The sequence below is a fragment of the Modestobacter sp. VKM Ac-2986 genome, from assembly GCF_026967795.1.
Taxonomy (GTDB): Bacteria; Actinomycetota; Actinomycetes; order Mycobacteriales; family Geodermatophilaceae; genus Modestobacter.
The window spans coordinates 474,610-498,516 of the sequence record NZ_JAPVBH010000004.1 but is presented as its reverse complement, the minus strand read 5'-3'; the positions used below and the strand labels follow the sequence as shown (position 1 = coordinate 498,516).

The following is a 23,907-nucleotide window of genomic DNA, read 5'->3' as shown; positions in this document are numbered from 1 at the left end:
CCCGGGGCCTGGCCGCCGGCGCCGACGCCTACCTCCCCAAGCCGTTCACCGTCGCCGGCCTCGTCGCCCAGGTGCGGGTCGGGCCGGCCCTCTCGTGTGTCTGCGGCGGGGGAGTGTCCCGCCGGGTGAGCTCAGACCCCGGCGGCGATGGGAGCGGGCTCGGCGGCGATCAGCCGGGTGCGCTCCTCCTCGCTCATGCCGCCCCACACCCCGTAGGGCTCGCGGACGGAGAGGGCGTGCTTGAGGCAGGACTCCAGCACCGGGCACCGGCCACAGACGGCCTTGGCGGCGGCCTGGCGACGCGCACGGGCAGGGCCACGCTCACCGTCGGGGTGGAAGAACAGGGACGTGCTCTCGCCCCGGCAGGCGCCGTGGAGCTGCCAGTCCCACACCTCGGCGACGGGGTTGGGCAGGCGACGGATGTCGGCCATCGGTTCTCCTCGGCTCGTGGCGCACCGGGGGGTCGGCCCGGTCACTTCCACGCCGATGCCCGCCGCCGATCGGCCCCAAACACCTCTGTCCGCGTTCGTCGTGCGGGATCGGCCGACCTGTGCTTCCCGGTCACCCCGCTGCCGTAGGTGAGCGACCGGGTGCTCCTCGGCCCTCACCCGCGGGGGTGATCGCGCCTGTTGTCCGGGGACTCTGCGGATCAAGGTGGTCACAGGGAGTGCCGACCACCGGTGTGGGGGACACCCCGACACCCGTCCGGGAGACCGGCGGTGCCGGCACCCCGGAGCGGGGTCCACCCGTTCCAGGCACCCGCCCGGGCACGTCCCGGTCGGTAGGCCGCCGGCCTCCGGGACGGCGCAGACGGGAGCATCCGGTGATCGAGGACAGGGCGCGTGGCAACGGCAGCAGTGGGGCCGTGGTCTGGGTGTTCGACGAGCGCCGCCGGGTCCGTGACGAGGTCGCGGGCCGGCTGCTCGCGCTGCCGTTCGTCGCCCGGGTCGAGGCCGTGGGCGACCCGGCCTCGCTGATGGCGCGGCTGGACAACCGGCTGCCCGACGTCCTGCTCGTGGGCACCCAGCGGGCCACCGACAGCGGCCTGTCGGTCGCCACCCAGGTGCTGCGCACGCACCCCCGGCTGTCGGTCCTCATGCTCGGCGCCCCCGACGACGCCGACACCGTCCGGGCCGCGGTGTCCCTCGGTGCCCGCGGCTTCCTGCGCTGGGACGCCAGTCCGCTCGAGCTGGGTCTGGGCATGTCCCGCACCGGCCTGCGTCCCGAGGCCCCGCGTCCGGCCGGGCAGCTCGCCCCGGCGCCGCGCAACCCGCAGCACGCGGTCGCCATGCCCGGCGCCCCGGCGGGCGGTCCTTCGGGCCCGGCGCCGTGGGGTGGGGCGAGCCCGCTCGCCGGCCTGGCGCCGACCACCGTCCGCTCCACCGTGCCGGCCGCGCCGCAGGTCGCGCTGTCGATGCGGGAGATGCAGGTGCTCACCGGCATGAGCCAGGGCAAGAGCAACGCCCAGATCGGCCGGGAGCTCTACCTCTCCGAGGACACCATCAAGACCCACGCCCGCCGGCTGTTCCGCAAGCTCGCGGTCAAGGACCGTGCCGAGGCCGTGGCCACCGGCTTTCGCCGCGGCATGATGACCTGACCCCCAGCACCTGACACACGACAGCGCGGTGACCGGTCCAGGTCACCGCGCTGTCGTCGTCCTCGGCCCCCTCGCAGGTCCCACGCCGAGCGTGCGAGGCGTGGGGAGCGAGGGGTACTCCCTCAGTCCTCGCGGGCGTGCCGGCCGCCGGTGCCGTGGCGGCCCGTCGGCTCCTCGCGCTCGGCCAGGGCGGCCACCCCGTCGGCGTAACCGCTGGCGTAGTCCCAGCTGACGTAGTCGTCGGGGTCGGGGTCGAAGGGCGGCTCGTGCCGGCCGGTCTGCCCCTCGTCGAGCAGCTGGCGCAGATTGGCCTGCATCAGCGCCCAGTCGACGTGGTGCTCCTCCTCGCAGTCCGGGCAGTCCACGACGATGCCCTTGACCCCGGTGGGCTCCAGCAGTGTGCGGAACACCTCGAGCTCGGCGAGGTCGTCGAGGACCCCGGCGCGCTCCTCGATCGTCAGCGGGGGCTGACCGGAGTGGTCGCCCGGGCCCAGGTCGCCCCCGAACTCCGGGTCGCGATCCGAGGATGCGCCGAATGCGTCGTCCCACGCGTCCACGTGTCCTCCTCGCCGGCACCGGGCCGGCCTGTCAGGGCGCTGCCGGCGGACCGGCAGGTGGTCGGGCTGGCCCGTCCACCGGACCACGGTAACGGGGGGAGGGGCCCCTGGTGGCCTCCGCCTAGCATGGAGTGGGTTCCCGTGCGCCCCGGAGGCGCTCCCACCAACCACACACGAGAGGTGGCGGCACGTGCAGCCCGACGAGCGCACCCCCGAACTGCCGGCGAAGTTCGCCCCCCTGGGGCTGACCTACGACGACGTCCTGCTCATCCCCGGCGCGTCGGACATCGTCCCCACCGAGGTCGACACCAGCACCCGGCTGACCCGGGAGATCCGGCTGGCCATCCCGCTGCTGTCCTCGGCGATGGACACCGTCACCGAGGCGCGGATGGCGATCGCCATGGCCCGCGCCGGTGGCGTGGGCGTGCTGCACCGCAACCTCGCCGCCGAGGACCAGGCCGGCCAGGTCGACCTCGTGAAGCGCTCCGAGTCCGGCATGGTCACCAACCCGGTCACCTGCTCCCCGGACAACACCCTGGCCGAGGTCGACGCGCTCAGCGCTCGCTACCGCATCTCCGGGGCCCCCGTGGTCGACGCCGACGGCGTGCTCGTCGGCATCATCACCAACCGCGACATGCGGTTCGAGACCGACCAGGACCGCCTGGTCCGCGACGTCATGACGCCGATGCCGCTGGTCACCGCCCCGGTCGGGGTCGACCCGGACACCGCGCTCTCCCTGCTGCGCGCCCGCAAGATCGAGAAGCTGCCGCTGGTCGACGAGGCCGGCCGGCTGCGCGGGCTGATCACCGTCAAGGACTACGTCAAGCGCGACCAGTACCCCCACGCCACCAAGGACGCCGACGGCCGGCTGCTCGTGGCCGCCGCCCTCGGGGTCGGCGAGGACGCCTACAAGCGCGCCGGGCTGCTCGTGGACGCCGGTGTCGACGTGCTCGTCGTCGACACCGCCCACGGTCACCAGCGCGCGGTGCTGGACATGGTCGGCCGGGTCAAGGCCGACTTCCCCGTCCAGGTCATCGGCGGGAACGTCGCCACCCGCGCCGGCGCCCAGGCCCTGGTCGACGCCGGTGCCGACGCGGTCAAGGTCGGTGTCGGACCGGGCTCGATCTGCACCACCCGCGTGGTCGCCGGGGTCGGCGTCCCGCAGGTCACCGCCATCTACGAGGCGAGCCTGGCCTGCCGCCCGGCCGGCGTGCCGGTCATCGGCGACGGCGGGCTGCAGTACTCCGGCGACATCGCCAAGGCCATCGTCGCGGGTGCGGACAGCGTGATGCTGGGCAGCCTGTTCGCCGGCGTCGACGAGTCGCCGGGCGAGCTGGTCTTCACCAACGGCAAGCAGTACAAGTCCTACCGCGGCATGGGCTCCCTCGGCGCGATGCAGAAGCGCGGGGGCAGCCAGTCCTTCAGCCGCGACCGCTACTTCGCCGACGACGTCCTGTCCGACGACAAGCTCGTGCCCGAGGGCATCGAGGGCCAGGTGCCCTACCGGGGCCCGCTGGCCGGGGTCGCCCACCAGCTCGTCGGCGGCCTGCGCGCCGGCATGGGCTACGCAGGAGCGGCGACGATCGCCGACCTGCAGGAGCGCGGCCAGCTGACCCGGATCACCTCCGCCGGGCTCACCGAGAGCCACCCGCACGACGTCCAGGTGACCACCGAAGCCCCCAACTACCGAGGCCGCTGACCCATGCCAGTTCGTGACAACGTCGAGATCGGTCTCAACCGGTTCGCCCGCCGGGGCTACGACCTCGACGAGGTGTCGATCGTCCCCTCCCGCCGCACCCGTGACCACGACGACGTCTCCACCGCCTGGCAGATCGACGCCTTCCGGTTCGACATCCCGCTGGTCACCAGCCCCAGCGACGCCGTGGTCAGCCCGGCCACCGCGGTCGCCGTCGGGCAGGCCGGTGGCCTGGGCGTGCTCAACGCCGAGGGCCTGTGGGCCCGCTACGACGACCCGACCGACGTGCTGCGCCGGCTGCGTGAGGCCGCCGGCCCCGACAGCGGTCCGCCGGTGGCGCTGCTGCAGGAGGTCTACGCCGAGCCGGTGAAGCCCGACCTGATCGCCGCCCGGATCAAGGAGATCAGCTCCGCCGGCGTGACGACGGCGGTGCGGATCTCCCCGCAGCACACCCTGGCGCTCGCGCCCACGGTGCTCGCGGCCGGGGTCGACCTGCTGGTCATCCAGGGCACGATCGTCTCCGCGGAGCACGTCTCCTCGGGCGAGGACGCGCTGAACCTCAAGGAGTTCATCGCCGACCTCGACGTGCCGGTGATCGTCGGCGGGGCGGCGGACTACCAGACCGCGCTGCACCTGATGCGCACCGGCGCGGCCGGCGTGATCGTGGGCGTGGGCGCCGACAGCTGGTCCACCGCCGACGCCGTCATGGGCATCCGGGTGCCGCTGGCCAGCGCCATCGCCGACGCCGCCGCCGCGCGCCGCGACTACCTGGACGAGACCGGTGGCCGCTACGTGCACGTCATCGCCAACGGCCGCATCGAGACCAGCGGCGCCATCGCCCGGGCCCTGGCCTGCGGTGCCGACGCCGTCCAGCTCGGCGAGCCGCTGCGCGTGGCCGCCGAGGCCCCCGGCGGCGGGGTGTGGTGGGACTCCGTGGCCGCCCACCCGCGGCTGCCCCGGGGCGGGACGTCGGCCCCGGTCGCGCCGCGCGGGTCGCTCGCCGACGTGCTCAACGGCTCGGCCGAGTCCGCCGACGGGCGCACCAACCTCTTCGGCGCCCTCCGCCGCACGATGGCCAAGACCGGCTACCAGAACCTCAAGGAGTTCCAGCGGGTCGACCTGGTCCTGGGCGGGAACGGCGCAGCCGTCGCCGGCCCGGGCCACCTGGTGGGCTGAGCACCATGACCGAGGCGACCACGAGCAGCCCCGCGCACATGGACTTCCCGACCGTGCTGGTCGTCGACTTCGGCGCCCAGTACGCGCAGCTGATCGCCCGGCGGATCCGGGAGGCCGGCGTCTACTCCGAGCTCGTCGGCTCCGACGTCCCGGTCGCGGAGCTGCTCGCCCGCAAGCCGGCGGCGATCGTGCTCTCCGGTGGTCCCTCCAGCGTCTACGCCGAGGGTGCGCCGCAGGTCGACCCGGCGGTGTTCGAGTCCGGCGTCCCGGCGTTCGGGATCTGCTACGGCTTCCAGGCCATGGCGCAGAGCCTCGGCGGCACCGTCGCGCACACCGGCGACCGCGAGTACGGCGGCACCCCGCTGACCGTCACCACGCAGTCGCGGATGTTCGGCGACCTGCCGGACGAGCAGTCGGTCTGGATGAGCCACGGGGACGCCGTCAGCGCGGCCCCGCCCGGGTTCACCGTCACCGCCACCTCGACGGGCGCCCCGGTCGCGGCCTTCGAGGACGTCGACCGGCGGCTGGCCGGTGTGCAGTTCCACCCCGAGGTGAAGAACACCCCGCACGGGCAGACGGTGCTCGAGCACTTCCTGTTCGACATCGCGGGCCTGCAGCCGACCTGGACGATGGCCGACGTGGTCACCGAGCAGGTCGTGCTCATCCGCGAGCAGATCGGCGACCGGCGGGCCATCTGCGGGCTGTCCGGTGGCGTCGACTCCGCGGTGGCCGCAGCACTCGTGCAGCAGGCCATCGGCGACAGGCTCACCTGCGTGTACGTCGACCACGGGCTGATGCGCGAGGGCGAGACCGAGCAGATCGAGCGGGACTTCGTCGCCGTCACCGGCGCCGACCTGCGGGTCGTCGACGCCAGCGAGCAGTTCCTCACCGCACTGGCCGGGGTCACCGACCCGGAGACCAAGCGGAAGATCATCGGCCGCGAGTTCATCCGGGTCTTCGAGCAGGCCGCCCTCGACGTGATCGCCGACGCCGCGGAGCACGGCGAGAGCGTCGACTTCCTCGTGCAGGGCACGCTCTACCCCGACGTCGTCGAGTCCGGCGGCGGCACCGGGACGGCGAACATCAAGAGCCACCACAACGTCGGCGGGCTGCCCGAGGACCTGACCTTCACCCTGGTCGAGCCGCTGCGCACCCTGTTCAAGGACGAGGTGCGCGAGGTGGGCCGCCAGCTCGGCCTGCCCGACACCCTCGTGCAGCGCCAGCCCTTCCCCGGCCCGGGCCTGGGCATCCGGATCATCGGCGAGGTGACCCGCGAGCGGCTCGACGTCCTCCGCCAGGCCGACGCGATCGCCCGCGAGGAGCTCACGCTCGCGAAGCTGGACACCGAAATCTGGCAGTGCCCGGTCGTGCTGCTGGCCGACGTCCGCTCCGTCGGCGTCCAGGGCGACGGCCGCACCTACGGCCACCCGGTCGTGCTGCGCCCGGTGTCGAGTGAGGACGCGATGACCGCGGACTGGACCCGGCTGCCCTACGACGTGCTGGCGAAGATCTCGACCCGGATCACCAACGAGGTGGCCGAGGTCAACCGGGTCGTCCTCGACGTCACCAGCAAGCCGCCGGGCACCATCGAGTGGGAGTGAGGACCCCGTCCTCCCCACCACGAGCAAGCTCGCGGCGGGGCCCGGAAGAGGGCCCGACCGCTCCTCGCTGGCGCTCGTCACGGGCACGAGTGCCGGGTACGGCTGCGGGACGACGTCGCGTCTCCTCCTGTCGTCCCGCAGCGGTCCTGGTCAACGGCGGCGGCGGTACTTCCTGAGCTCGTTGACCAGGAGGGCCACGCCGGCGGCGACCAGGACGAGCCAGCCCAGGTCGTGGTCGAACCAGTCGGCGGGCAGGTCGACGCCGGCCATCAGCAGGACGGCGAGCACGATGAACACGGTGCCGGCGACCAGGGCGCCGACGTCGAGGCGGCGGCGGGGCGGCGGGGGTTCCTTGGTGAACAGGTCGTCGGGGAGGACCTCGGTCTCCTGACGGCCGGTGGGCTCAGCCACGGGACACCTCCACGTCACCCAGGCCGGACTCGATGGTGAGGACGAACTCGGGCTGGTCGTCGCCGGACCACGCCGCCCGGCCGCTGCCCGGGAAGAAGCCGCCGTCGGAGCGGTCCTGGCCGAACAGCTCGGCCTCGCCGATGCCGTTGTCGACGGTCACCTCGACGTCGGCGGAGATGGGCACGAGCACGTCCACGTCGCCCACGCCGGACTCGATCGCGATGGCGACCGGGCCGGACAGGTCGGACAGGTCGACGTCGGTCAGGTCCAGGGTGAGGTCGCCGAGCCCGATCTCGTACCGCGGCTGCACGGTGTCGGCGGTGAGCGGGCGGTAGGTGCGGTCGCCGACGTCCCCGGAGGGCACCTGGACGGTGGAGGCCAGCGCCAGCGCCGCCGTCAGCAGCACGCCCAGCGTGACCAGGCCGATCTTCGCGCCGCGGCCGACGCCGGTCAGCGCACCGACCACCAGGCCGATGCCGACGACCAGCAGCGCGCTGCCGAGGTAGCCGCGCGGGCCGAGGTCGGCGCCGGTCAGCTGGTCGACGAGCACCACGACGCCGAGCACGATCAGCAGGACGGCGAGGGTCACCCCGGGCACCGGTGAGCGCGGTCCGCGGGGCTCCTTCTCGACCACGGCGCCGGGCGGGCCGGCCGGGGCGCTGGGCATCAGCAGCCACAGCAGCGCGTAGACGACGACGCCGCTGCCGGCGACCACGGTCAGCGCGATCGCGCCGACCCGCCACAGCAGGGCGTCGACCCCGGTGTACTCGGCGAGCCCGCCGGCCACGCCGCCGATCACCCGGTCGTCGCGGCTGCGCCGCAGCTGCCCGCGTGGGGCCGGGGCGGTCGGCGGCGGGGGCGGCCACGAGCTCGGCGGGGACTGGGCGCCCGGGGGCTCGGCGGCCGGGGGAGGGGCGGACGGTGGGAACGCTGTGGTCATGCCCCGAGCCTGCCGAGCGCCGGCCGTCGGCGGTATCGGGGAACCACCTGACCCGACCCTGATCCTCGGGGAGTCCCAGCGCGTCACTGCCGGGCGTCGGGACACCATGCGGACGCCGAACGGGGACGGACGCCGTCGTGGCGTCCGTCCCCGGGGGTGGTCGAGGGTCAGCGGGCCGGTGCGTCCTCGGCGGGCATCAGCACCCAGAGCAGGCCGTAGAGCAGGGCCCCGGTGCCGGCGCCGAGCACGGTCAGGGTGAGGAACAGCAGCCGCCACAAGACCGGGTCGATGCCGGTGTGCGCGCCGAGCCCGCCGGAGACGCCGGAGACCATCCTCTCGGTGCGGCTGCGGACCAGCCGCGGACGGGCCGGGACGCCCCAGGTGGGGCCGGTGGAGGAGGTGGTCGCGTACTCGGTCGAGGTCATGCCACCACGCTGCCCCGCCGACCGGCGTCCGGGCATCGGGGGACCACCGGAACCGACCCTGGACCCCGACGGCGTCCGCACTCGGGGTGATCACCGATGTGCCGGTGCCCCGCGCGGTGACACCATCGTCCGGTGACCACCAGCACCGCGCCGGCCCCGGGACCCCCGGCGGCGCCCGCCCCGCGGCGCCCGGCCCGGCCGCCGCTGGCTCGACCGCGCGGCGGCCGCCTCCTCGCCGGGGTCGCCAGCGGGACGGCGGCGCACCTGCGGGTCGACCCGGTCGTGGTGCGGGTCGTCTTTCTGGCGCTGTCGGTCACCGGCGTCGGCGTGGTGGCCTACGCCCTGCTGTGGCTGACCATGCCGGTGGCCGCCGCCGACGGCGAGCCCCACGACCCGGCCCAGGTGCCCGCCCGGCCCAGCCGGCGGCAGCTGCTCGGCCTCGGCCTGCTGGCGGTGGTGTCGGCTGCCGCGGTGTCGGAGCTGGCGAGCTCCGGCGGGTTCTCCGTGATCCTGCCGCTGGTGCTGGCCGGGGCCGGGCTCGCGGTGATCTGGCGCCAGCTGGACGCCGGTGGCGACCTCGACCGCGGCACCGCCCGCTGGGGGCTGGTCGGCGGCGCCGTGCTCGGCGCGGCCGGGCTGGTGCTGCTGCTGGCGACCACCGGCCAGCTGGCCAACGCCCGCAACGGCTTCACCGGCACCGTCGTCATCCTGGTCGGCCTGACGCTGGCCACCGCGCCGCTGTGGCGCCGGCTGCTGGACTCCCGGGCCGCCGAGCGCGCCGCCCGGATCCGGTCGGAGGAGCGCGCCGCGGTCGCCGCCCACCTGCACGACTCGGTGCTGCAGACCCTGGCGCTGATCCAGCGGCACGCCGCCGACCCCACCGTCGTCGGGCGGCTGGCGCGCAGCCAGGAACGGGAGCTGCGCGCCTGGCTCTACGAGCCGACCATCGTCACCGGTGGCACCTGGGCCGGTCTGGTCGCCCGGCTGGTCGCCGAGGTCGAGGCCGACCACGCCGTCACCGTCGACCCGGTCGTCGTCGGCGACCTGCCGGTGGACGAGGCCGTGGCCACCCTCGGGCAGGCGGCCAAGGAGGCGGTGGTCAACGCCGCCAAGCACTCCGGCGCGCCCAGCGTCTCCCTCTACAGCGAGATCGGCCCGGCGACGGTCACCGTGTACGTGCGCGACCGGGGCACCGGCTTCGACCCGGCCTCGGTCCCCGGTGACCGCCGCGGCCTGCGTGACTCCGTCGTCGGCCGGCTCACCCGGATCGGCGGCACGGCGACGGTGCGTTCGGCACCAGGAGAGGGGACCGAGGTGGAGCTGTGCCTCCCACGGGACGCGGAGGTGCCGGCGTGAGCGGGCCCCGGGTGTACCTGGTGGACGACCACGCGATGGTGCGGGCCGGCGTCCGCGCCGAGCTCGGGGACGACGTCCAGGTGGTGGGCGAGGCCGCGGACGTCGCAGGGGCGGTGGCCGGCATCCGGGCCACCACGCCGGACGTCGTGCTGCTCGACGTGCACCTGCCCGACGGCGGCGGCCGCGCCGTCCTGGAGACGCTGCGCGCCGAGCTGCCCGCGACCCGCTGGCTGGCGCTCTCGGTCTCCGACGCCGCGGAGGACGTCATCGCCGTCATCCGGGCCGGGGCGCGCGGCTACGTCACCAAGACCATCTCCGGGGCCGACCTGCGGGACGCCGTCCGGCGGGTGGCCGAGGGCGACGTCGTGTTCAGCCCGCGGCTGGCCGGCTTCGTGCTCGACGCGTTCGCCGCGACTGCTGCCCCCGCCGCACCGGCGGAGGACCCCGCCGTGGACCCAGGCCTGGACCTGCTGTCGGCCCGTGAGCGGGAGGTGATGCAGTTGCTGGCCCGCGGCTACACCTACCGCGAGATCGGCGGCCGGCTGTTCATCTCGGTCAAGACCGTGGAGTCCCACGCCTCGAACGTGCTGCGCAAGCTGCAGCTGTCCAACCGCAACGAGCTCACCCGCTGGGCGGCGACCAACCGCCTGCTGTGAGCCCTCCTCCCCGGCACGTGCGTGCCGGGGAGGAGGGCTCACCTCAGCTGAAGTGGCTCTTGGGGATGACCCCGTGGACGCCGACCGTGCGGTCGACGACCTGGGAGACCTCGAAGTCCGCCGCCGCCGAGAGGTAGGCATAGGCCACCTGCCGGTCCATGCCGAGGTCGGTCTCCAGGAAGTCCAGCGCGTTGACCACGGCCCGCCGGCTGGCGGTGTCCAGGTCGCTGCCCTGCCCGTTGCGCGACCCGTCGGGGTCCGAGAGCCCGATCGGCACCCACGCGTCCGGCGTCTCCCCGAACGGGTACCGGAAGGCCACCGACGGTGCGTCGCCCGACCCCGGACGGCAGACGGTGAGCCGGTAGGTGATCCGCAGCGACCCCTCCATCGCGGTCAGGGCCACCTCGCCGTTGCCCATCGACATGTGCGGGTCACCGGTGGAGAACAGCGCCCCCTCGGCGACCACCGGCACGTAGAAGGCCGAGCCGACGTTGAGGTGCTTCACGTCGATGTTGCCGCCGCCGAGCGTCGGCGGGATCGAGTTGACCAGCGGGTCGTTCAGCTTCGTCGCGTCGCCCACGGTGGCGACCGCCATCAGACCGGCGAAGGGGTCCAGCGGCCAGGCGACCTCACCGCTGGTGCCCACGGGCAGGTGCGCGGTGGGCACCCCGCCCCGGGCACGCCGGACGGGGGTGAAGACGGAGACGTTGCCGTACCGCAGCGGGTCCTTGGTGCCCCGGCCGTCCGGCGTCCGCGGCATCGCCTCGGCCTTGCTGATGCCGGCGTCGGGGGAGAACTGGACGGCCAGCGCCCCCTTGCCGTGCCGGCTGGAGATGACCCCGTAGGGGACCCGGGGCATCGCCGACAGCGGCTCGATCTTCAGCACGTCACCGGGGCGGGCGCCCTCGACGTGCACCGGTCCGGTGATGACGTGCGGCCCGTCGGCGTCGAAGTCGCGCTGGTGCCGGGCGTACCCGGCGGCGATGGCGACGGCGTCGTCGAGCACCTGGTCGCGCGGCACGCCCTTGCCGGCGAACCACGCGGCGGGGTCCCGGCCCTGGTCCTCCAGCAGCCCCTCGTGGCTCACCGTGTCGATGGTGATGGTCTGCCCGGAGCGCATCCGGGCGACCGGTCTGTCCGTGGTGCGCGGCAGGTACCCCCACAGCACCTCCTCGGGCCGGGAGGGCAGGTAGACGTCGCCGTCGATCGGGCCGGTGCCCGGCTGGAGGACCTGCCCCGGCAGCCGGGTCCGGGGCCTGGGGGTGGCCGCGGCCGGTGACGCGGTGGCGACACCGGCCGCCACGACGGCGCCGGTGGCCAGGGCGGCCCGGACGAAGGCGCGCCGGCCCAGCCCCTGCTCGAGCACGCCGGCTGCGGTGGCCGGGTCGGGCTGGTCGGTGGACAGGTGGTGCGAGCGGTCGGTCAACGTCTCTCCCGGTGCCTGGTCCTGGCGGTCGGGACGATGTCTACGGATGCTCTGTTGCCGCTGTGCGTCGGTGACGATACGTTCCGTCACACGGACGTCGCGCTGTGTGTCAGCCGGTGTAGACGACCTGGAAGGCCTCGGCCAGGCGGCCCTCGGGCAGGCCGTGCTCCTTCGCGGTCTGCCGCATCCAGCCGCCGACGAACTCCTGCAGCTGGCCCTCGGGCAGGTGGCTGACCTGGGTGACGTGCGACATCAGCGCGGCCCACTTGCGCTCGACGACGTCGGTGACGTCGACGACGTGGTCCGGACGCGGGCCGCCACCGAGCCACACCTCGCTCACCGTCCACGCCTCCAGGCCCTCGTCGGCCAGCAGCTCGGGGTGGGCGAAGGGGTTGCGGGCGTCGGGGTAGACCGCGCGCAGCGTCGACTCACCGGCGGTCATGTGGTCGGGGTGGCTGGCGCCGATCCGCTCGTAGAACCGCTCCGGGGAGCTGGTGAGCACCCGCTGCGGGCGCACCTGCCGGATGACCCGGCTGATGTCGCGGCGCAGCTCGAGCGTGGGCTCCAGCCGGCCGTCGGGGTAGCCGAGCCAGTGCAGGTCGGTCACGCCCACGGCGGCGGCCGCGGCGGTCTGCTCGGCCCGGCGCAGCACCGGCATCTGGTCGCGCGGGGTCTCGTCGAACCCGCCGGCGTCCCCGTCGGTGACGATGCAGTAGCTGACCTGGGTGCCGGCCGCCGTCCACTGCGCGACGGTGCCGGCGCTGCCGAAGTCGACGTCGTCGGGGTGGGCGAGCACGCACAGCGCCCGCTCGACGTGTTCGGCAGGGGCGGTCGGCAGCGGCATCACGCCGGGCAGCTTATGGCCACCGCTCCGGGACCCGTGCCGAGCCTGCGAGGTGTGGTCCCTCGTCAGAGGCGGCCGCGGCCCAGGCGCAGCAGCATCATCCCCAGCGAGACGCCGTCCGGGCCCAGCGCGGTGCGGAAGCGGTCCAGCACCCGCTGCTCGCGCGAGAGCGACAGCCGGGTGCCGCCGCTGGCCGAGCGCAGGGCGCCGATCTGCTGGGAGACGGCCAGCCGGCGCTGCACGAGCTCGATGATCTGGGCGTCGCAGGTGTCGATCTCGCCGCGCAGCGCGTCGATCTGGGCGGCCGGGTCGGTGCTGGTGGTCATCAGGTCCTCCGGGGCGGTGGGTGGCCGTCGACCCCAGGAGACGAGGAACGCCCCGGGGCCGTCGGCCCGGGGCGTCGTGTGCGGTGGCTTCTCAGCCAGCGGGTACGGACACCGGGGACCGGTGGCCGTAGGAAAAGCTCCGCTGATCGAGCACGTCGGGAGTCTGGCACGGACGGCGTCCGGCGCGCCACCGGTCACGCCTGTCGCACCCGTTCCGCGGGGGCGGGGAACGTCGGCCCCGCGGCTTACAGTGGCGGTGTCATGAACTCACCCCACGAAGACGCTCCGCTGGCGCTCCACGTCCTCGCGGGGGCCCCGAGATGAGCAGCTCGCAGATCTCCCTCCCCGGCACCGAAGCGATCTCCCGCCAGGCGACCGGCCAGGTCGGCCGCGAGCTGGACCGGATGCTCGCCGGACTCAACGGCCCGCAGCGGCAGGCGACCGTGCACGAGGGCAGCCCGCTGCTCATCGTCGCCGGCGCCGGCTCGGGCAAGACCCGGGTGCTGACCCACCGGATCGCCTACCTGCTGGGCGCCCGCGGGGTGCAGCCCGGGGAGATCATGGCGATCACCTTCACCAACAAGGCCGCTGGTGAGATGAAGGAGCGCGTCGCCTCCCTCGTCGGCCCGCGCGCCCGGGCGATGTGGGTGTCGACGTTCCACTCGATGTGCGTGCGGATCCTGCGCGCCGAGGCCGCCAAGCTCGGCATGAAGACCTCGTTCACCATCTACGACCAGGGCGACTCGGTCCGGCTGATGACGATGGTGGCCCGCGACCTGGACCTGGACAGCAAGCGCTATCCCGGTCGCAGCCTGGCCAACCAGGTGTCGAACCTGAAGAACGAGCTGGTCGACGAGGAGTCCTACGCCCCGGAGACCGCGCCGGAGAAGGTGCTCAAGGAGGCGTACACCCTCTACCAGCGCCGTCTCCGCGAGGCCCACGCGATGGACTTCGACGACCTGATCATGACCACGGTCCACCTGCTGCAGGCCTTCCCCGACGTCGCCGAGCACTACCGGCGCCGGTTCCGGCACGTGCTGGTCGACGAGTACCAGGACACCAACCACGCCCAGTACGTGCTGGTCCGCGAGCTGGTCGGCACCGCCGGCGGCCCGGTGCCGCCGGCCGAGCTGTGCGTCGTCGGTGACGCCGACCAGTCGATCTACGCCTTCCGCGGCGCGACGATCCGCAACATCGACGAGTTCGAGCGCGACTACCCCGAGGCCACCACGATCGTGCTGGAGCAGAACTACCGCTCCACGCAGCGGATCCTGCGCGCGGCCAACCAGGTCATCGCCCGCAACACCGCCCGGCGGCCGAAGAACCTGTGGTCGGAGGCCGGTGACGGCGAGCTGATCGAGGGCTACGTCTCCGACAACGAGCACGACGAGGCCGCCTGGGTCGCCGAGCAGATCGACGCCCTCACCGACGAGGGCCTCGCGCAACCCAAGGACATCGCGGTCTTCTACCGCACCAACAACGCCTCCCGCGTCTTCGAGGAGGTGTTCATCCGGGTCGGCATGCCCTACAAGGTCGTCGGCGGGGTGCGCTTCTACGAGCGCCGCGAGGTCCGGGACGCCGTCGCCTACCTCAAGGTGGTCGCCAACCCGGCCGACGTCGTGAGCCTGCGCCGGGTGCTCAACACCCCCAAGCGCGGCATCGGTGAGCGGGCCGAGTCCGCCGTCGAGCGGTTCGCCGACCGCGAGCGCATCCCCTTCGCCTCCGCGTTGCGCCGGGTGTCGGAGATCGGCGAGCTGGCGACCCGCTCGTCCAAGGCGATCAGTGAGTTCGTGGCGCTGCTGGAGGAGTTCGAGCAGCTCGTCGAGACAGGCTCCGGGCCGGCCGCGCTGCTGGAGAGCATCCTCGACCGCACCGGCTACCTGACCGAGCTCTCGGCCAGCACCGACCCGCAGGACGAGGGGCGGGTCGACAACCTCAACGAGCTGGTCTCGGTGGCCGCGGAGTTCGAGGCGGCCAACCCCGACGGCACCGTCACCGACTTCCTCGAGCAGGTCTCCCTGGTGGCCGACGCCGACCAGATCCCGGTCACCGGCGACGAGGCCGGGGTCGTCACGCTGATGACGCTGCACACCGCCAAGGGCCTGGAGTTCCCGGTCGTCTTCCTCACCGGCCTCGAGGACGGCGTCTTCCCGCACCTGCGCGCGCTCGGTGACCCGCGGGAGCTGGAGGAGGAGCGCCGGCTGGCCTACGTGGGCATCACCCGCGCCCGCCAGCGGCTGTTCCTGTCCCGGGCCACGGTGCGCACCAACTGGGGGCAGCCGGCCTACAACCCGCCGTCCCGGTTCCTCGACGAGCTGCCCACCGACGCCGTCCACTGGTCGGGCTCGCAGCCGGTGAGCTCCTCGCCGATGAGCTCGGCGCAGTCCCGGGTGGCGGCGACCGGGCTGTCCACCGGCGGTCTGCGCGGCGGCGCGGGCAACCGCCCGGTGATCAACGTCGAGATCGGCGACCGGGTCAGCCACGACGCGTTCGGGCTGGGCACCGTGGTCGAGATCAACGGCGTCGGCGACAAGGCACAGGCCACGGTCGACTTCGGCTCCGGGGGCACCAAGCGGCTCGTGCTGCGCTACGCCCCGCTCGTCAAGCTGTAACCGGCCCCGCTGCAGGGCCCCGGGCCGCGCGGAGCGTGGCGTGGGGGGCAGCGGTGTCCTTCTTCACTCCTCGCCCTCGAAGCCGATGAGCCAGTGGACGCCGAAGCGGTCGACCACCTGGCCGTCGGAGGCGCCCCACGGGCGGCGCTCCAGGTCCGCCACGACCCGCCCGCCGGCCGCGAGGCCGGTGAACCAGCCGCGCAGGGTGGCCGGGTCCGCGGTGCCCAGCAGCGCCCACATCAGGCCCGCGGAGGTGAACACCGGTTCGTCACCGGCCACGTCGGCGGCGAACAGCGCGACCGGCCCGTCGACCAGGTACCCGTGGCCCACCGCGTCGGCCGGGCCGTCCGTGCGCCCGAGGTCGGCGAAGGTGTGCACCGTGGACCCGCAGCCGAAGACCTCCGCGTAGGAGGCCAGCGCTGCGCGCGCGGTGCCGGGCAGGTGCAGGTACGGCGTCGGGGCGCTCATGCACCCGCAGCGTAGGGGCGCGGGCGCCGCCTCAGCTGACGGTGAGGCCCCGCTCGCCCAGCCACTCCTGCGGGTCGATCGGCTTGCCGTTCATCCCGCCGCTGTGGATCTCGTAGTGCAGGTGCGGGCCGGTCGACTGGCCCTGGTTGCCGACCTTGGCGATCTGCTGCCCGGCGGAGACGACGTCCCCGGCCTCGACGCTGTAGTAGCGCATGTGGCCGTAGATGTGCACGTTGCCGTCGGCGTCCTGGACGTAGACGGCGTTGCCGTAGCCCGAGGCCGCACCGGCCCGCAGCACCACGCCGTCGGCGGCGGAGAAGATCGGCGTGCCCAGCGGGGCGGCGAGGTCCAGACCCCAGTGCATGGTGCCCCAGCGCTGGCAGAAGCAGGTGGTGAGCCGGCCGTCGGTGGGGACGACGAAGTCGGGCTCCCGGGCCGCACGGGAGGCGGCGATCTCGCTGAGCCGGGCCTGGGCCTCGGCCTGGCTGATCTCCCCGCGGGCGCCCTCGACGTCCACGCCACCGGCGAAGCTGGAGTCGGCCAGGCCCAGCCCGTAGTCCTGGCCGGAGGCCACCGACACCGGCGCCGCAGGACCACTGCCCAGCAGCGCCGCGGCTATGGCGCCCACGACGGCGGCGGCCAGCAGGAACGGGGCCCGGCGGGCCGGCGGGCGCCCTGCCCGGCGAGCGGTGGCGCCGGCGGCGACGGCTGCCATCGCGGCGGGGGCGGTGGCCGGGCCGGCGACCGGTGCGGGAGCCGGGGCCGGGACCGCCGCGGGGGCCGGGGGGAGCGGAGCGGGCGACTCGGTGGTCGCCGGTGCGGCGGTGGGAGCGGCCGCAGTGGCCGGACCTGCGGTGGCCGGGGCCTGGACGTCAGGGGCGTGGGTGGCGGGGGCCTGCGTGTCGTCGGGGGTCCCGGTGGCGCCCTGGGTCGCGGCCCACTCGCCGTCCCAGTCGACGTCGGCGACCAGGGCCTCGGCCCAGCCGGTGCCGGCCGGGTCGACGGGCAGGACGGCATCGAGGCCGTCCTCGGGCCGCGTGCGGCCGACGAGCTCACGGAGACGGGACAACAGGCACCTTCCCGGGGACGCCACGGGGGGAGCCGTGGGCCTGACGTGCACCAGACGGTCAAGTGATCGGCAGGTGCGCGGAGCAGTGGGACCACCTGGTGGCAGATCCCGCTGCTGACGTCCACGGACGCTACGGAGAGCGACGGAGGGCGACCACCACCTCACGGGGCGTGTCGCTGCTCTCAGCGCACAGTGACCACATCCGTCCCACCAGCCCCCTCGGCAGTCACACCGACCACAGCGGACGCAGGCTGCTCAGGCGGCGGGCAGCCGCTCCGCCGCCGCCCGGGGTGTGGCGAGGGTGGCGGCGATCTCGTCCAGCACGGAGCGGTGGATCGGCAGCGACATGTGCCCCACCCCGCGCACCAGCACGTTGCGCACCTCCAGGTCCGGGTGCTCGCACCGCCCGGACGCCGAGGGCACGACCATCTGGTCCAGGTCGCTGTAGACCGCGGTCACCCGGGTGCGGCAGCCCGGCGCCGGGGCCGCCAGCTCCTGCAGGAGCGGCGAGCCCGGCCGCAGCTGCCGGACCAGCGGGGTGGGCAGCACGTGCGCCCAGCGGCTGCCGCCGTGCGGCGTCCCCAGGGTGACCAGGGAATCGACCCGGGCGTCGCCGCCCAGCCGCTGCACCAGGTAGCGGGCCACCAGCCCACCCAGGCTGTGCCCGACCACGTGGACCCGCTCGTGCCCGGTGTCCTGGCAGACCCGCTCCAGGTGGCGGCCCAGCGCCACCGCGGCGGTCTCCACGTCGCGCAGCAGCGGGCTGTAGTTCCAGGAGCAGACCTGGGTGAACCCGCGGCGGCGCAGCGCGCGCCGGGTCACCGAGAACACCGACCGGTTGTCGACCAGCCCGTGCACCAGGACGACGGGGACGCGGGCGGCCAGCGGGTCGTCGGCGAACAGCGCGCGGACGGCCGGCGGCTGGTCGGCCGGGCGGTGGCCGGGATCGGGCCGCAGCCGTTCGGCCCGGGCGCCGAGCGGGTAGAGCAGTGCGTGCGCACCCATCCAGGCGAGCTCGGTGAGCGTGCCGGCGAGGGCCACCGGGGAGACCACCGCGCGCAGCCCGCCACGGGTCGGACCTCCCGGGGCTGCCGGGTCGCTCCCGGCTCCGGCGCCCGGGGCGTGCCACGCTGGGGAGGAGGGGTGGTCGGTCGAGTGCACGCCGGTCCCCCTCCCTGTCCGCTCCGGCACCGCGCCGGGCGGTGCCGCGCACGTGCTGCGTCGGCCTCGGGGGACCGTAGTGCCCCCTTGTGCCAGGCGTCACACACCGTCGTCCGACACGCGCCCGCGTCCTGACCGCCGACCCCGAGGAGCCGACCAGTGCCCGCCCGTGACCGCGTTCCCGCCCGCCCCGGCAAGGGGGGTGCGTCGGCGTCCGGCCGCTCCGGTGCCGCTCGCCGGACCACCTCGGGCCCGGGCGGCACCGGCGCGCCGGCGTCCGACTCGCTGGTCGTCGGCACCGTCCCGCTGCTCGCCCGGGTCGCCGGGGCGCTCCTGCTGCTCGCCGGCCTGGTCGGCGCCGTCGCCGTCTTCCCCACCTACCTCGTCGTCGGCGGGCAGGCCGTCGGCCCGGTCACCGGGCCGGTGTCCGCGCTCGTCGCGCTCGTGGCGCCGCTCGCCGCCGTCGTCGTGGGCGCCGGGCTGGCGCTCGGCCGGGTGCCGCGGCTGGGCCTGGCCTACGCCTCGGTCAGCGGCGCCCTGGCGGTGGGCCGGCTGCTCATCGAGGTCTACCAGGGCCGCGGGTCCACGACCCGCCCGGCCGTCGAGGTGCTGGCCGGCGAGCGGGTGGTCACCAGCTCCGTCGACCTCGGCGCCGGCTGGGTGCTCGGGGTGGTCGCCCTGGCGCTGACCGTCCTGTCCGGGCTGGTCGCGCTGGTCGCCTGGGGACGCACGGTCATGGAGGACGGCGGCTCGCTGGACCCGCTGCGGCCGGTGCTCGCCGGCGCCTCGGTGCTGCTGGGGGTCGGCGCGGTGCTGTGCCTGGCGCTGCCGGCCGCCGACGTCCCGGACCGGGTGGTGGTCGACCCGGCCACGGGCCTGGAGACGGTCGTCACCGCCCAGGGGCCGCCGGCGCTGCTGGAGCGTCCCGGCCTCGCCCTGCTCGGTGGGCTGCTGCTGGCCGGCGCGCTGCTGCTGTGCGCGGTCACCGCGCCGTCGCTGCGGCCGCGGCTGGGCGCCGTCGGCGGGCTGCTGGGGGTCGCCGTCTTCGTGCTGGCGGCCGGGCTCGGCGGCCTGCGGGACGCCCTGCACGGCCCGGACCTGGACTGGACGGTGACCGGGGCGGGGCTGCTGGTGCTCGGGCTGGGGCTGGTCGCGCTGACCGTGCTGGCCTGGCGCGCGCACACGGCCGCCGCGGTGACCGACGCCGAGCGGTTCGGCAGCACCTCCGAGGACTGACCCGCCGCGGCCACCCGGTGCCGTGGGAGCGCTGACACGGGCCGGTCCCGGAGCCGCGTGACGCGGACCGGCGCCGGGCGGGCTACGGTCCCTGTTCGTGGATCTCTTCGAGTACCAGGCCCGTGACCTGTTGGCCGCGCACGGTGTGCCCGTGCTGCCCGGCGGCGTAGCCGAGACACCCGAACAGGCGGAGGCGATCGCGCGCGAGATCGCCGCGCAGGTCGTGGTGAAGGCCCAGGTGAAGGTGGGTGGCCGGGGCAAGGCCGGCGGCGTCAAGCTCGCCGAGGACCCCGAGACCGCCCGCGCCCGCGCCGAGGACATCCTCGGCCTGGACATCAAGGGGCACGTGACCCGCAAGGTCATGGTCGCCCAGGCCAGCGACATCGCCGAGGAGTACTACTTCTCCTACCTGCTCGACCGGTCCAACCGCACCTTCCTGGCCATGGCCAGCAAGGAGGGCGGCATGGAGATCGAGCAGCTCGCCGTCGAGCGCCCCGAGGCCCTCGCCCGCATCCCCGTCGACGCCTCCGTCGGTGTGGACGCGGCCAAGGCCGCCGAGATCGTCGACGCGGCCGGTTTCCCCGCCGAGGTCCGCGACCAGGTCATCGCCATCGCCGTGCAGCTGTGGGACGTCTTCACCAAGGAGGACGCCACGCTGGTCGAGATCAACCCGCTGGCCAAGGACCCCTCCGGCAAGGTCCTCGCCCTGGACGCCAAGGTCACCCTCGACGAGAACGCCGGCTTCCGGCACGCCGAGCACGCCGCCCTCGAGGACGCCGACGCCGCCGACCCGCTCGAGGCCGCGGCCAAGGCCAAGGACCTCAACTACGTCAAGCTGCAGGGCCAGGTCGGGATCATCGGCAACGGTGCGGGCCTGGTCATGAGCACCCTGGACGTCGTCGCCTACGCCGGTGAGGAGTTCGGCGGCGTCCGCCCGGCCAACTTCCTCGACATCGGTGGCGGCGCCTCGGCCGAGGTCATGGCCAACGGCCTGGGCATCATCCTGTCCGACCCCGACGTGAAGAGCGTCTTCGTCAACGTCTTCGGTGGCATCACCGCCTGCGACGAGGTCGCCAAGGGCATCGTGGCCGCACTCGGCCAGCTCGGCGACGAGGCCACCAAGCCGCTGGTCGTCCGGCTTGACGGCAACAACGTGGAGGAGGGCCGGCGAATCCTCGCCGAGGCCGCCCACCCCCTGGTGACCGTGGTCGACACCATGGACGGCGCCGCCCGCCGCGCCGCCGAGCTCGCCTCCACCGCCGCCTGAACGCCCGAGCCGAGACAGGACTACTGAGATGTCGATCTTCCTCACCGAGAACAGCAAGGTCATCGTCCAGGGCATCACCGGTTCCGAGGGGCGCAAGCACACCGCGCGCATGCTCGCCTCCGGCACCGCCGTGGTCGGTGGCGTCAACCCGAGCAAGGCCGGCCAGACCGTGGACTTCGACGGCACGTCCGTCCCGGTCTACGGCTCGGTCGCCGAGGCGATGAAGGAGACCGGGGCCGACGTCACCGTCGTCTTCGTGCCGCCGAAGTTCGCCAAGGACGCCGTCATCGAGGCCGTCGACGCCCACATCGGGCTCGCCGTGGTCATCACCGAGGGCATCCCGGTGCACGACTCGACCTACTTCTGGGCCCACGCCCAGGGCGGCGCCACCCGGATCATCGGCCCGAACTGCCCCGGCCTGATCAGCCCCGGGCGCTCCAACGCCGGCATCATCCCGGCCAACATCACCCAGGCCGGCAAGATCGGGCTGGTCAGCAAGTCCGGCACGCTGACCTACCAGATGATGTACGAGCTGCGCGACATCGGCTTCTCCACCGCCGTCGGCATCGGCGGCGACCCGGTCATCGGGACGACGCACATCGACTGCCTCAAGGCCTTCCAGGACGACCCGGAGACCGAGGCCATCGTGATGATCGGTGAGATCGGCGGGGACGCCGAGGAGCGGGCCGCGGACTTCATCAAGGCCAACGTCACCAAGCCCGTCGTCGGCTACGTCGCCGGCTTCACCGCCCCCGAGGGCAAGACGATGGGCCACGCCGGCGCCATCGTCTCCGGCTCCGCCGGCACCGCCGCCGCCAAGCAGGAGGCCCTCGAGGCCGCCGGCGTGCGCGTGGGCAAGACCCCCTCGGAGGCCGCGCGCCTCATGCGGGAGATCGTCGGCGCCTGACGAAGGACCCCCTCGCCCCCCACCACTCGCGAGCTCGCGGCGGGACCCTGCGAGGGGGCCTGACCCTCGCCCCCCACCGCTCGTTCCTGGCGGCGGGGCCCTGCGAGGGGGCCTGACCCTCGCCCCCCACCGCTCGTTCCTAGCGGCGGGATCCTGCGAGGGGGCCTGACCCGGCACCACCGCTGCCCGGCACACTCCACGGAGGTGCCGGGCAGCGGCGTCCCGGGGGACGGGCGGGCGCGGGAGACTGTGCCCGGGAACCGCCAGCGGAGGGGAGCGCCCGATGACGTCCACGGCACCCGACCCGGCCGGGGTCGACCCCGGGCCGCGCCGGTCCGGGCAGTCCGGTCCCGGGCAGCCCGGTCAGGGACAGCAGGGGACCGGGCAGTCGGGTCCCGGCGTCCCCGGACGTCCCCGGCGGGTGCGGCCGGGCCGGCTGCACCTGGCCGACGTCCTGGTCACCGCCGGCACCGTGCTGTTCGCGCTCCTCCTGCTCGCCCCGTGGTTCCGCACCGAGGCCCACGACCTCGGCTTCGGCCACCGGGTCGAGGCCGCCACCGCCGACGGCCTGGACTCCGGCCTGCTCGTCACCGCGCTGGTGCTGCTCGTGCTGGCCAGCGCCTGGACGCTGCTCCCGGCGCTCGCCGACGTCCGCCCGCCGTTCCCGCGCGGGCTGGTCACCGCCGGGCTCACCGCCCTGGCGTTCCTGCTGACGCTGGTGGAGTGGCTCACCACCCTCGACATCGGCGTCAGCGTGCCCGGGCTGCTGGCCGTGCTGACCGCGGCCGCCGTGGCCGCCGTCGCCGTCCGGGCGCTGGTCCCGCAGGCGCGGGCGTGGGTCGAGGCCGAGCGCACCCCGGACGTGACGTGAACCGCCCCGGCGCGTGCACCGCGTCCTCGGCGGCGGGCCTTGGGACAGTGGGGGAGTGACCTCCCTGCTCGCCCGCCTGCCCTCGCTGGGGCCCGGCGACGGGGAGCCGCGCCGCTCCACCACCACGTGGCTGGCCGCCGGCGCTGCCCTCGCCGTCCAGGTGCTGGGCCTGCTCGGGGTGGGCCTGGCGCTCGTCGTCGTGCAGACCCTCGACCCCGACGGCGGCATGCCCGTGGGCTCCTCGGCCCGGCTGGCCACCCAGCTGTGGCTGCTCGCCCAGGGCGCGCAGCTCGAGCTGGCCTCCGGTCCGCTGCGGGTGGCGCCGCTGCTGCTCACCCTGCTCATCGCCTGGGGCCTGAGCCGCGCGGCCGGGTCGGTGGCCTCGGTGCGCGCCGTGCAGACGGCGGGCGGGGCGGCCCGGGTGCTCGCCGTGGTGGTGGTCGTCCACGTCGCCGCGACCGCCGGCCTGGCGCTGCTGGCCGACGGCCCGTCGGCGTCGGTCGACCCGCTCCGGCCGGTGCTGGGCAGCCTGGTGCTCGCCCTCGTCGCCGGTGGCCTCGGCGTGCTGCGCGACTCCGGCCTCAGCGCCGTGGTCGCCGACCGCTTCCCCGGCCCCGGCCGGGCGCTCTGGCAGGCTGTCGCCGCCGGCACGCTCGTCCTCGCCGCCTGCTGCACCGCCGTCGTCGCCGTCGCGCTGGTCGACGACGTCGCCGGGGTGGGCCGGCTGGCCACCGGCCTCGGCGGGGCCAGCGCCGGCGCCGCCGGTCAGGTCGGGCTCAGCGTGTTGCTGCTGCCCAACGCGACCGCCGCGGTGATGGGGCTGGCCGCGGGCCCGGGCTTCCTCGTCGGCGCGGGCACCCTCGTCTCCGCCGGCGGGGTCAGCCTGGCCGCGGTGCCGGCGCTGCCGCTGATGGCCGCGCTGCCCGACACCCAGGCCGTGCCGCTGCTGGCGTTCCTCTCCCAGGCGCTGCCCGCCGTCGCCGGGCTGGCTGCCGGGGTGGTGCTCGGCCGGCGGCTGGGCGACGACGACGGCGGCAGCGTCACCGCCGCGCTGTGGGGCGTGGTGGCCGGCGTGGGCGTCGGCGTCACCTCCGGGCTGGTCGTGCTCGTGGCCGGCGCTCAGCTGGGCGACGGCGCCCTGGCCCAGGTGGGTGCCCCAGCGCTGGCCACCGGCCTGGCGATCGCGGCCCAGGCAGGCATCGCCGCCACGCTGTCGGCGCCGGTGAGCCGCTGGCGCTCCCGGGGCTGACGGAGGACCCCTCACACCGGCCTCCCTGCGGGGGGCAGGGAGGTCCTCCTGCCACC

23 protein-coding genes are annotated in these 23,907 nt (G+C 74.8%); 12 read left to right on the top strand and 11 right to left on the bottom strand.

From position 1 onward, the window contains the following. Positions 1 to 131 precede the first annotated feature (131 nt). The gene (locus O2W14_RS13440; protein ID WP_163612656.1) at positions 132 to 431 is read right to left on the bottom strand and encodes a WhiB family transcriptional regulator; all 300 of its coding nucleotides are present in this window, start codon (positions 429 to 431) and stop codon (positions 132 to 134) included. A gap of 392 nt (positions 432 to 823) precedes the next feature. Here O2W14_RS13440 and O2W14_RS13435 point away from each other — a divergent pair, with 392 nt between their 5' ends. Next, on the top strand, positions 824 to 1,597 hold the full coding sequence (locus O2W14_RS13435; protein ID WP_269176602.1) for a response regulator transcription factor: 774 nt from the start codon (positions 824 to 826) through the stop codon (positions 1,595 to 1,597). 122 nt (positions 1,598 to 1,719) lie between these two features. On the opposite strand, the gene O2W14_RS13430 is transcribed toward O2W14_RS13435, so the two are convergent. Further along, positions 1,720 to 2,154 carry a DUF5319 family protein gene (locus tag O2W14_RS13430; protein ID WP_269176601.1) on the bottom strand — a complete coding sequence of 145 codons (435 nt, stop codon included), beginning with the start codon at positions 2,152 to 2,154 and terminating at the stop codon, positions 1,720 to 1,722. Positions 2,155 to 2,344: 190 nt separating this feature from the next. On the opposite strand from O2W14_RS13430, the gene guaB reads away from it, so the two are divergent. From guaB to guaA, 3 genes are read left to right on the top strand one after another with little or no spacing between them, the layout of a single operon-like run. Next, the gene (guaB, locus tag O2W14_RS13425; protein ID WP_269176600.1) at positions 2,345 to 3,853 is read left to right on the top strand and encodes an IMP dehydrogenase; all 1,509 of its coding nucleotides are present in this window, start codon (positions 2,345 to 2,347) and stop codon (positions 3,851 to 3,853) included. 3 nt (positions 3,854 to 3,856) lie between these two features. After that, positions 3,857 to 5,026 (top strand): GuaB3 family IMP dehydrogenase-related protein, encoded by a 1,170-nt coding sequence (locus O2W14_RS13420; RefSeq protein WP_269176599.1) that lies wholly within the window; start codon positions 3,857 to 3,859, stop codon positions 5,024 to 5,026. 5 nt (positions 5,027 to 5,031) lie between these two features. Then, a complete protein-coding gene (gene guaA, locus O2W14_RS13415; RefSeq protein ID WP_269176598.1) occupies positions 5,032 to 6,627 on the top strand; it encodes a glutamine-hydrolyzing GMP synthase in 1,596 nt (531 codons plus the stop codon). Positions 6,628 to 6,777: 150 nt separating this feature from the next. Here the strand turns inward: guaA and O2W14_RS13410 are convergent, their stop codons facing one another. The 3 genes from O2W14_RS13410 to O2W14_RS13400 all read right to left on the bottom strand — a co-directional run bounded on the left by O2W14_RS13410 (position 6,778) and on the right by O2W14_RS13400 (position 8,403). Beyond that, on the bottom strand, positions 6,778 to 7,038 hold the full coding sequence (locus O2W14_RS13410; RefSeq protein WP_269176597.1) for a hypothetical protein: 261 nt from the start codon (positions 7,036 to 7,038) through the stop codon (positions 6,778 to 6,780). Further along, on the bottom strand, positions 7,031 to 7,978 hold the full coding sequence (locus O2W14_RS13405) for a PspC domain-containing protein (protein WP_269176596.1): 948 nt from the start codon (positions 7,976 to 7,978) through the stop codon (positions 7,031 to 7,033). Before O2W14_RS13405 ends, O2W14_RS13410 begins: the two co-directional genes overlap by 8 nt. A 167-nt stretch (positions 7,979 to 8,145) precedes the next feature. Beyond that, positions 8,146 to 8,403 carry a PspC domain-containing protein gene (locus O2W14_RS13400; protein ID WP_269176595.1) on the bottom strand — a complete coding sequence of 86 codons (258 nt, stop codon included), beginning with the start codon at positions 8,401 to 8,403 and terminating at the stop codon, positions 8,146 to 8,148. Between the two features lie 132 nt (positions 8,404 to 8,535). On the opposite strand from O2W14_RS13400, the gene O2W14_RS13395 reads away from it, so the two are divergent. Together O2W14_RS13395 and O2W14_RS13390 are read left to right on the top strand one after the other, a co-directional pair. Next, on the top strand, positions 8,536 to 9,759 hold the full coding sequence (locus O2W14_RS13395; protein ID WP_269176594.1) for an ATP-binding protein: 1,224 nt from the start codon (positions 8,536 to 8,538) through the stop codon (positions 9,757 to 9,759). Then, a complete protein-coding gene (locus O2W14_RS13390; RefSeq protein WP_269176593.1) occupies positions 9,756 to 10,415 on the top strand; it encodes a response regulator in 660 nt (219 codons plus the stop codon). Before O2W14_RS13395 ends, O2W14_RS13390 begins: the two co-directional genes overlap by 4 nt. A gap of 43 nt (positions 10,416 to 10,458) precedes the next feature. Here the strand turns inward: O2W14_RS13390 and O2W14_RS13385 are convergent, their stop codons facing one another. The 3 genes from O2W14_RS13385 to O2W14_RS13375 form a co-directional block, all read right to left on the bottom strand. Next, positions 10,459 to 11,841 carry an acetamidase/formamidase family protein gene (locus O2W14_RS13385; RefSeq protein ID WP_269176592.1) on the bottom strand — a complete coding sequence of 461 codons (1,383 nt, stop codon included), beginning with the start codon at positions 11,839 to 11,841 and terminating at the stop codon, positions 10,459 to 10,461. Between the two features lie 109 nt (positions 11,842 to 11,950). Then, positions 11,951 to 12,685 (bottom strand): PIG-L deacetylase family protein, encoded by a 735-nt coding sequence (locus O2W14_RS13380; protein WP_269176611.1) that lies wholly within the window; start codon positions 12,683 to 12,685, stop codon positions 11,951 to 11,953. Positions 12,686 to 12,750: 65 nt separating this feature from the next. After that, on the bottom strand, positions 12,751 to 13,011 hold the full coding sequence (locus O2W14_RS13375) for a chorismate mutase (RefSeq protein WP_269176591.1): 261 nt from the start codon (positions 13,009 to 13,011) through the stop codon (positions 12,751 to 12,753). A gap of 320 nt (positions 13,012 to 13,331) precedes the next feature. On the opposite strand from O2W14_RS13375, the gene pcrA reads away from it, so the two are divergent. Next, positions 13,332 to 15,623, top strand: coding sequence for a DNA helicase PcrA (gene pcrA / locus O2W14_RS13370; protein WP_269176590.1), 2,292 nt, complete (start codon positions 13,332 to 13,334; stop codon positions 15,621 to 15,623). 63 nt (positions 15,624 to 15,686) lie between these two features. Here the strand turns inward: pcrA and O2W14_RS13365 are convergent, their stop codons facing one another. From O2W14_RS13365 to O2W14_RS13355, 3 genes are all read right to left on the bottom strand, one after another. Continuing rightward, a complete protein-coding gene (locus tag O2W14_RS13365) occupies positions 15,687 to 16,091 on the bottom strand; it encodes a VOC family protein (protein ID WP_269176589.1) in 405 nt (134 codons plus the stop codon). A gap of 31 nt (positions 16,092 to 16,122) precedes the next feature. Continuing rightward, positions 16,123 to 17,160 (bottom strand): M23 family metallopeptidase, encoded by a 1,038-nt coding sequence (locus O2W14_RS13360; RefSeq protein ID WP_269176588.1) that lies wholly within the window; start codon positions 17,158 to 17,160, stop codon positions 16,123 to 16,125. 255 nt (positions 17,161 to 17,415) lie between these two features. Then, the gene (locus O2W14_RS13355; protein WP_269176587.1) at positions 17,416 to 18,213 is read right to left on the bottom strand and encodes an esterase/lipase family protein; all 798 of its coding nucleotides are present in this window, start codon (positions 18,211 to 18,213) and stop codon (positions 17,416 to 17,418) included. A gap of 267 nt (positions 18,214 to 18,480) precedes the next feature. On the opposite strand from O2W14_RS13355, the gene O2W14_RS13350 reads away from it, so the two are divergent. The 5 genes from O2W14_RS13350 (at position 18,481) to O2W14_RS13330 (ending at position 23,851) form a co-directional block, all read left to right on the top strand. Beyond that, the gene (locus O2W14_RS13350) at positions 18,481 to 19,557 is read left to right on the top strand and encodes a hypothetical protein (RefSeq protein WP_269176586.1); all 1,077 of its coding nucleotides are present in this window, start codon (positions 18,481 to 18,483) and stop codon (positions 19,555 to 19,557) included. 97 nt (positions 19,558 to 19,654) lie between these two features. After that, positions 19,655 to 20,824, top strand: a complete 1,170-nt coding sequence (gene sucC, locus O2W14_RS13345; RefSeq protein ID WP_269176585.1) for an ADP-forming succinate--CoA ligase subunit beta — start codon at positions 19,655 to 19,657, stop codon at positions 20,822 to 20,824. 28 nt (positions 20,825 to 20,852) lie between these two features. Beyond that, on the top strand, positions 20,853 to 21,731 hold the full coding sequence (gene sucD, locus O2W14_RS13340; protein ID WP_269176584.1) for a succinate--CoA ligase subunit alpha: 879 nt from the start codon (positions 20,853 to 20,855) through the stop codon (positions 21,729 to 21,731). A gap of 283 nt (positions 21,732 to 22,014) precedes the next feature. Then, the gene (locus O2W14_RS13335) at positions 22,015 to 22,602 is read left to right on the top strand and encodes a hypothetical protein (RefSeq protein ID WP_269176583.1); all 588 of its coding nucleotides are present in this window, start codon (positions 22,015 to 22,017) and stop codon (positions 22,600 to 22,602) included. A 55-nt stretch (positions 22,603 to 22,657) separates the two neighbouring features. Next, a complete protein-coding gene (locus tag O2W14_RS13330) occupies positions 22,658 to 23,851 on the top strand; it encodes a cell division protein PerM (RefSeq protein WP_269176582.1) in 1,194 nt (397 codons plus the stop codon). Positions 23,852 to 23,907 lie beyond the last annotated feature (56 nt).

Excerpts from the sequence above, each read along its gene's own strand:
- O2W14_RS13365 (WP_269176589.1), bottom strand. The coding sequence starts at position 16,091 with ATGAGCGCCCCGACGCCGTACCTGCACCTGCCCGGCACCGCGCGCGCA.
- O2W14_RS13440 (WP_163612656.1), bottom strand. The coding sequence starts at position 431 with ATGGCCGACATCCGTCGCCTGCCCAACCCCGTCGCCGAGGTGTGGGAC.
- O2W14_RS13335 (WP_269176583.1), top strand. The coding sequence starts at position 22,015 with ATGACGTCCACGGCACCCGACCCGGCCGGGGTCGACCCCGGGCCGCGC.
- sucD (WP_269176584.1), top strand. The coding sequence starts at position 20,853 with ATGTCGATCTTCCTCACCGAGAACAGCAAGGTCATCGTCCAGGGCATC.
- guaA (WP_269176598.1), top strand. The coding sequence starts at position 5,032 with ATGACCGAGGCGACCACGAGCAGCCCCGCGCACATGGACTTCCCGACC.
- O2W14_RS13375 (WP_269176591.1), bottom strand. The coding sequence starts at position 13,011 with ATGACCACCAGCACCGACCCGGCCGCCCAGATCGACGCGCTGCGCGGC.
- O2W14_RS13400 (WP_269176595.1), bottom strand. The coding sequence starts at position 8,403 with ATGACCTCGACCGAGTACGCGACCACCTCCTCCACCGGCCCCACCTGG.
- O2W14_RS13405 (WP_269176596.1), bottom strand. The coding sequence starts at position 7,978 with ATGACCACAGCGTTCCCACCGTCCGCCCCTCCCCCGGCCGCCGAGCCC.
- pcrA (WP_269176590.1), top strand. The coding sequence starts at position 13,332 with ATGAGCAGCTCGCAGATCTCCCTCCCCGGCACCGAAGCGATCTCCCGC.
- O2W14_RS13420 (WP_269176599.1), top strand. The coding sequence starts at position 3,857 with ATGCCAGTTCGTGACAACGTCGAGATCGGTCTCAACCGGTTCGCCCGC.
- O2W14_RS13380 (WP_269176611.1), bottom strand. The coding sequence starts at position 12,685 with ATGCCGCTGCCGACCGCCCCTGCCGAACACGTCGAGCGGGCGCTGTGC.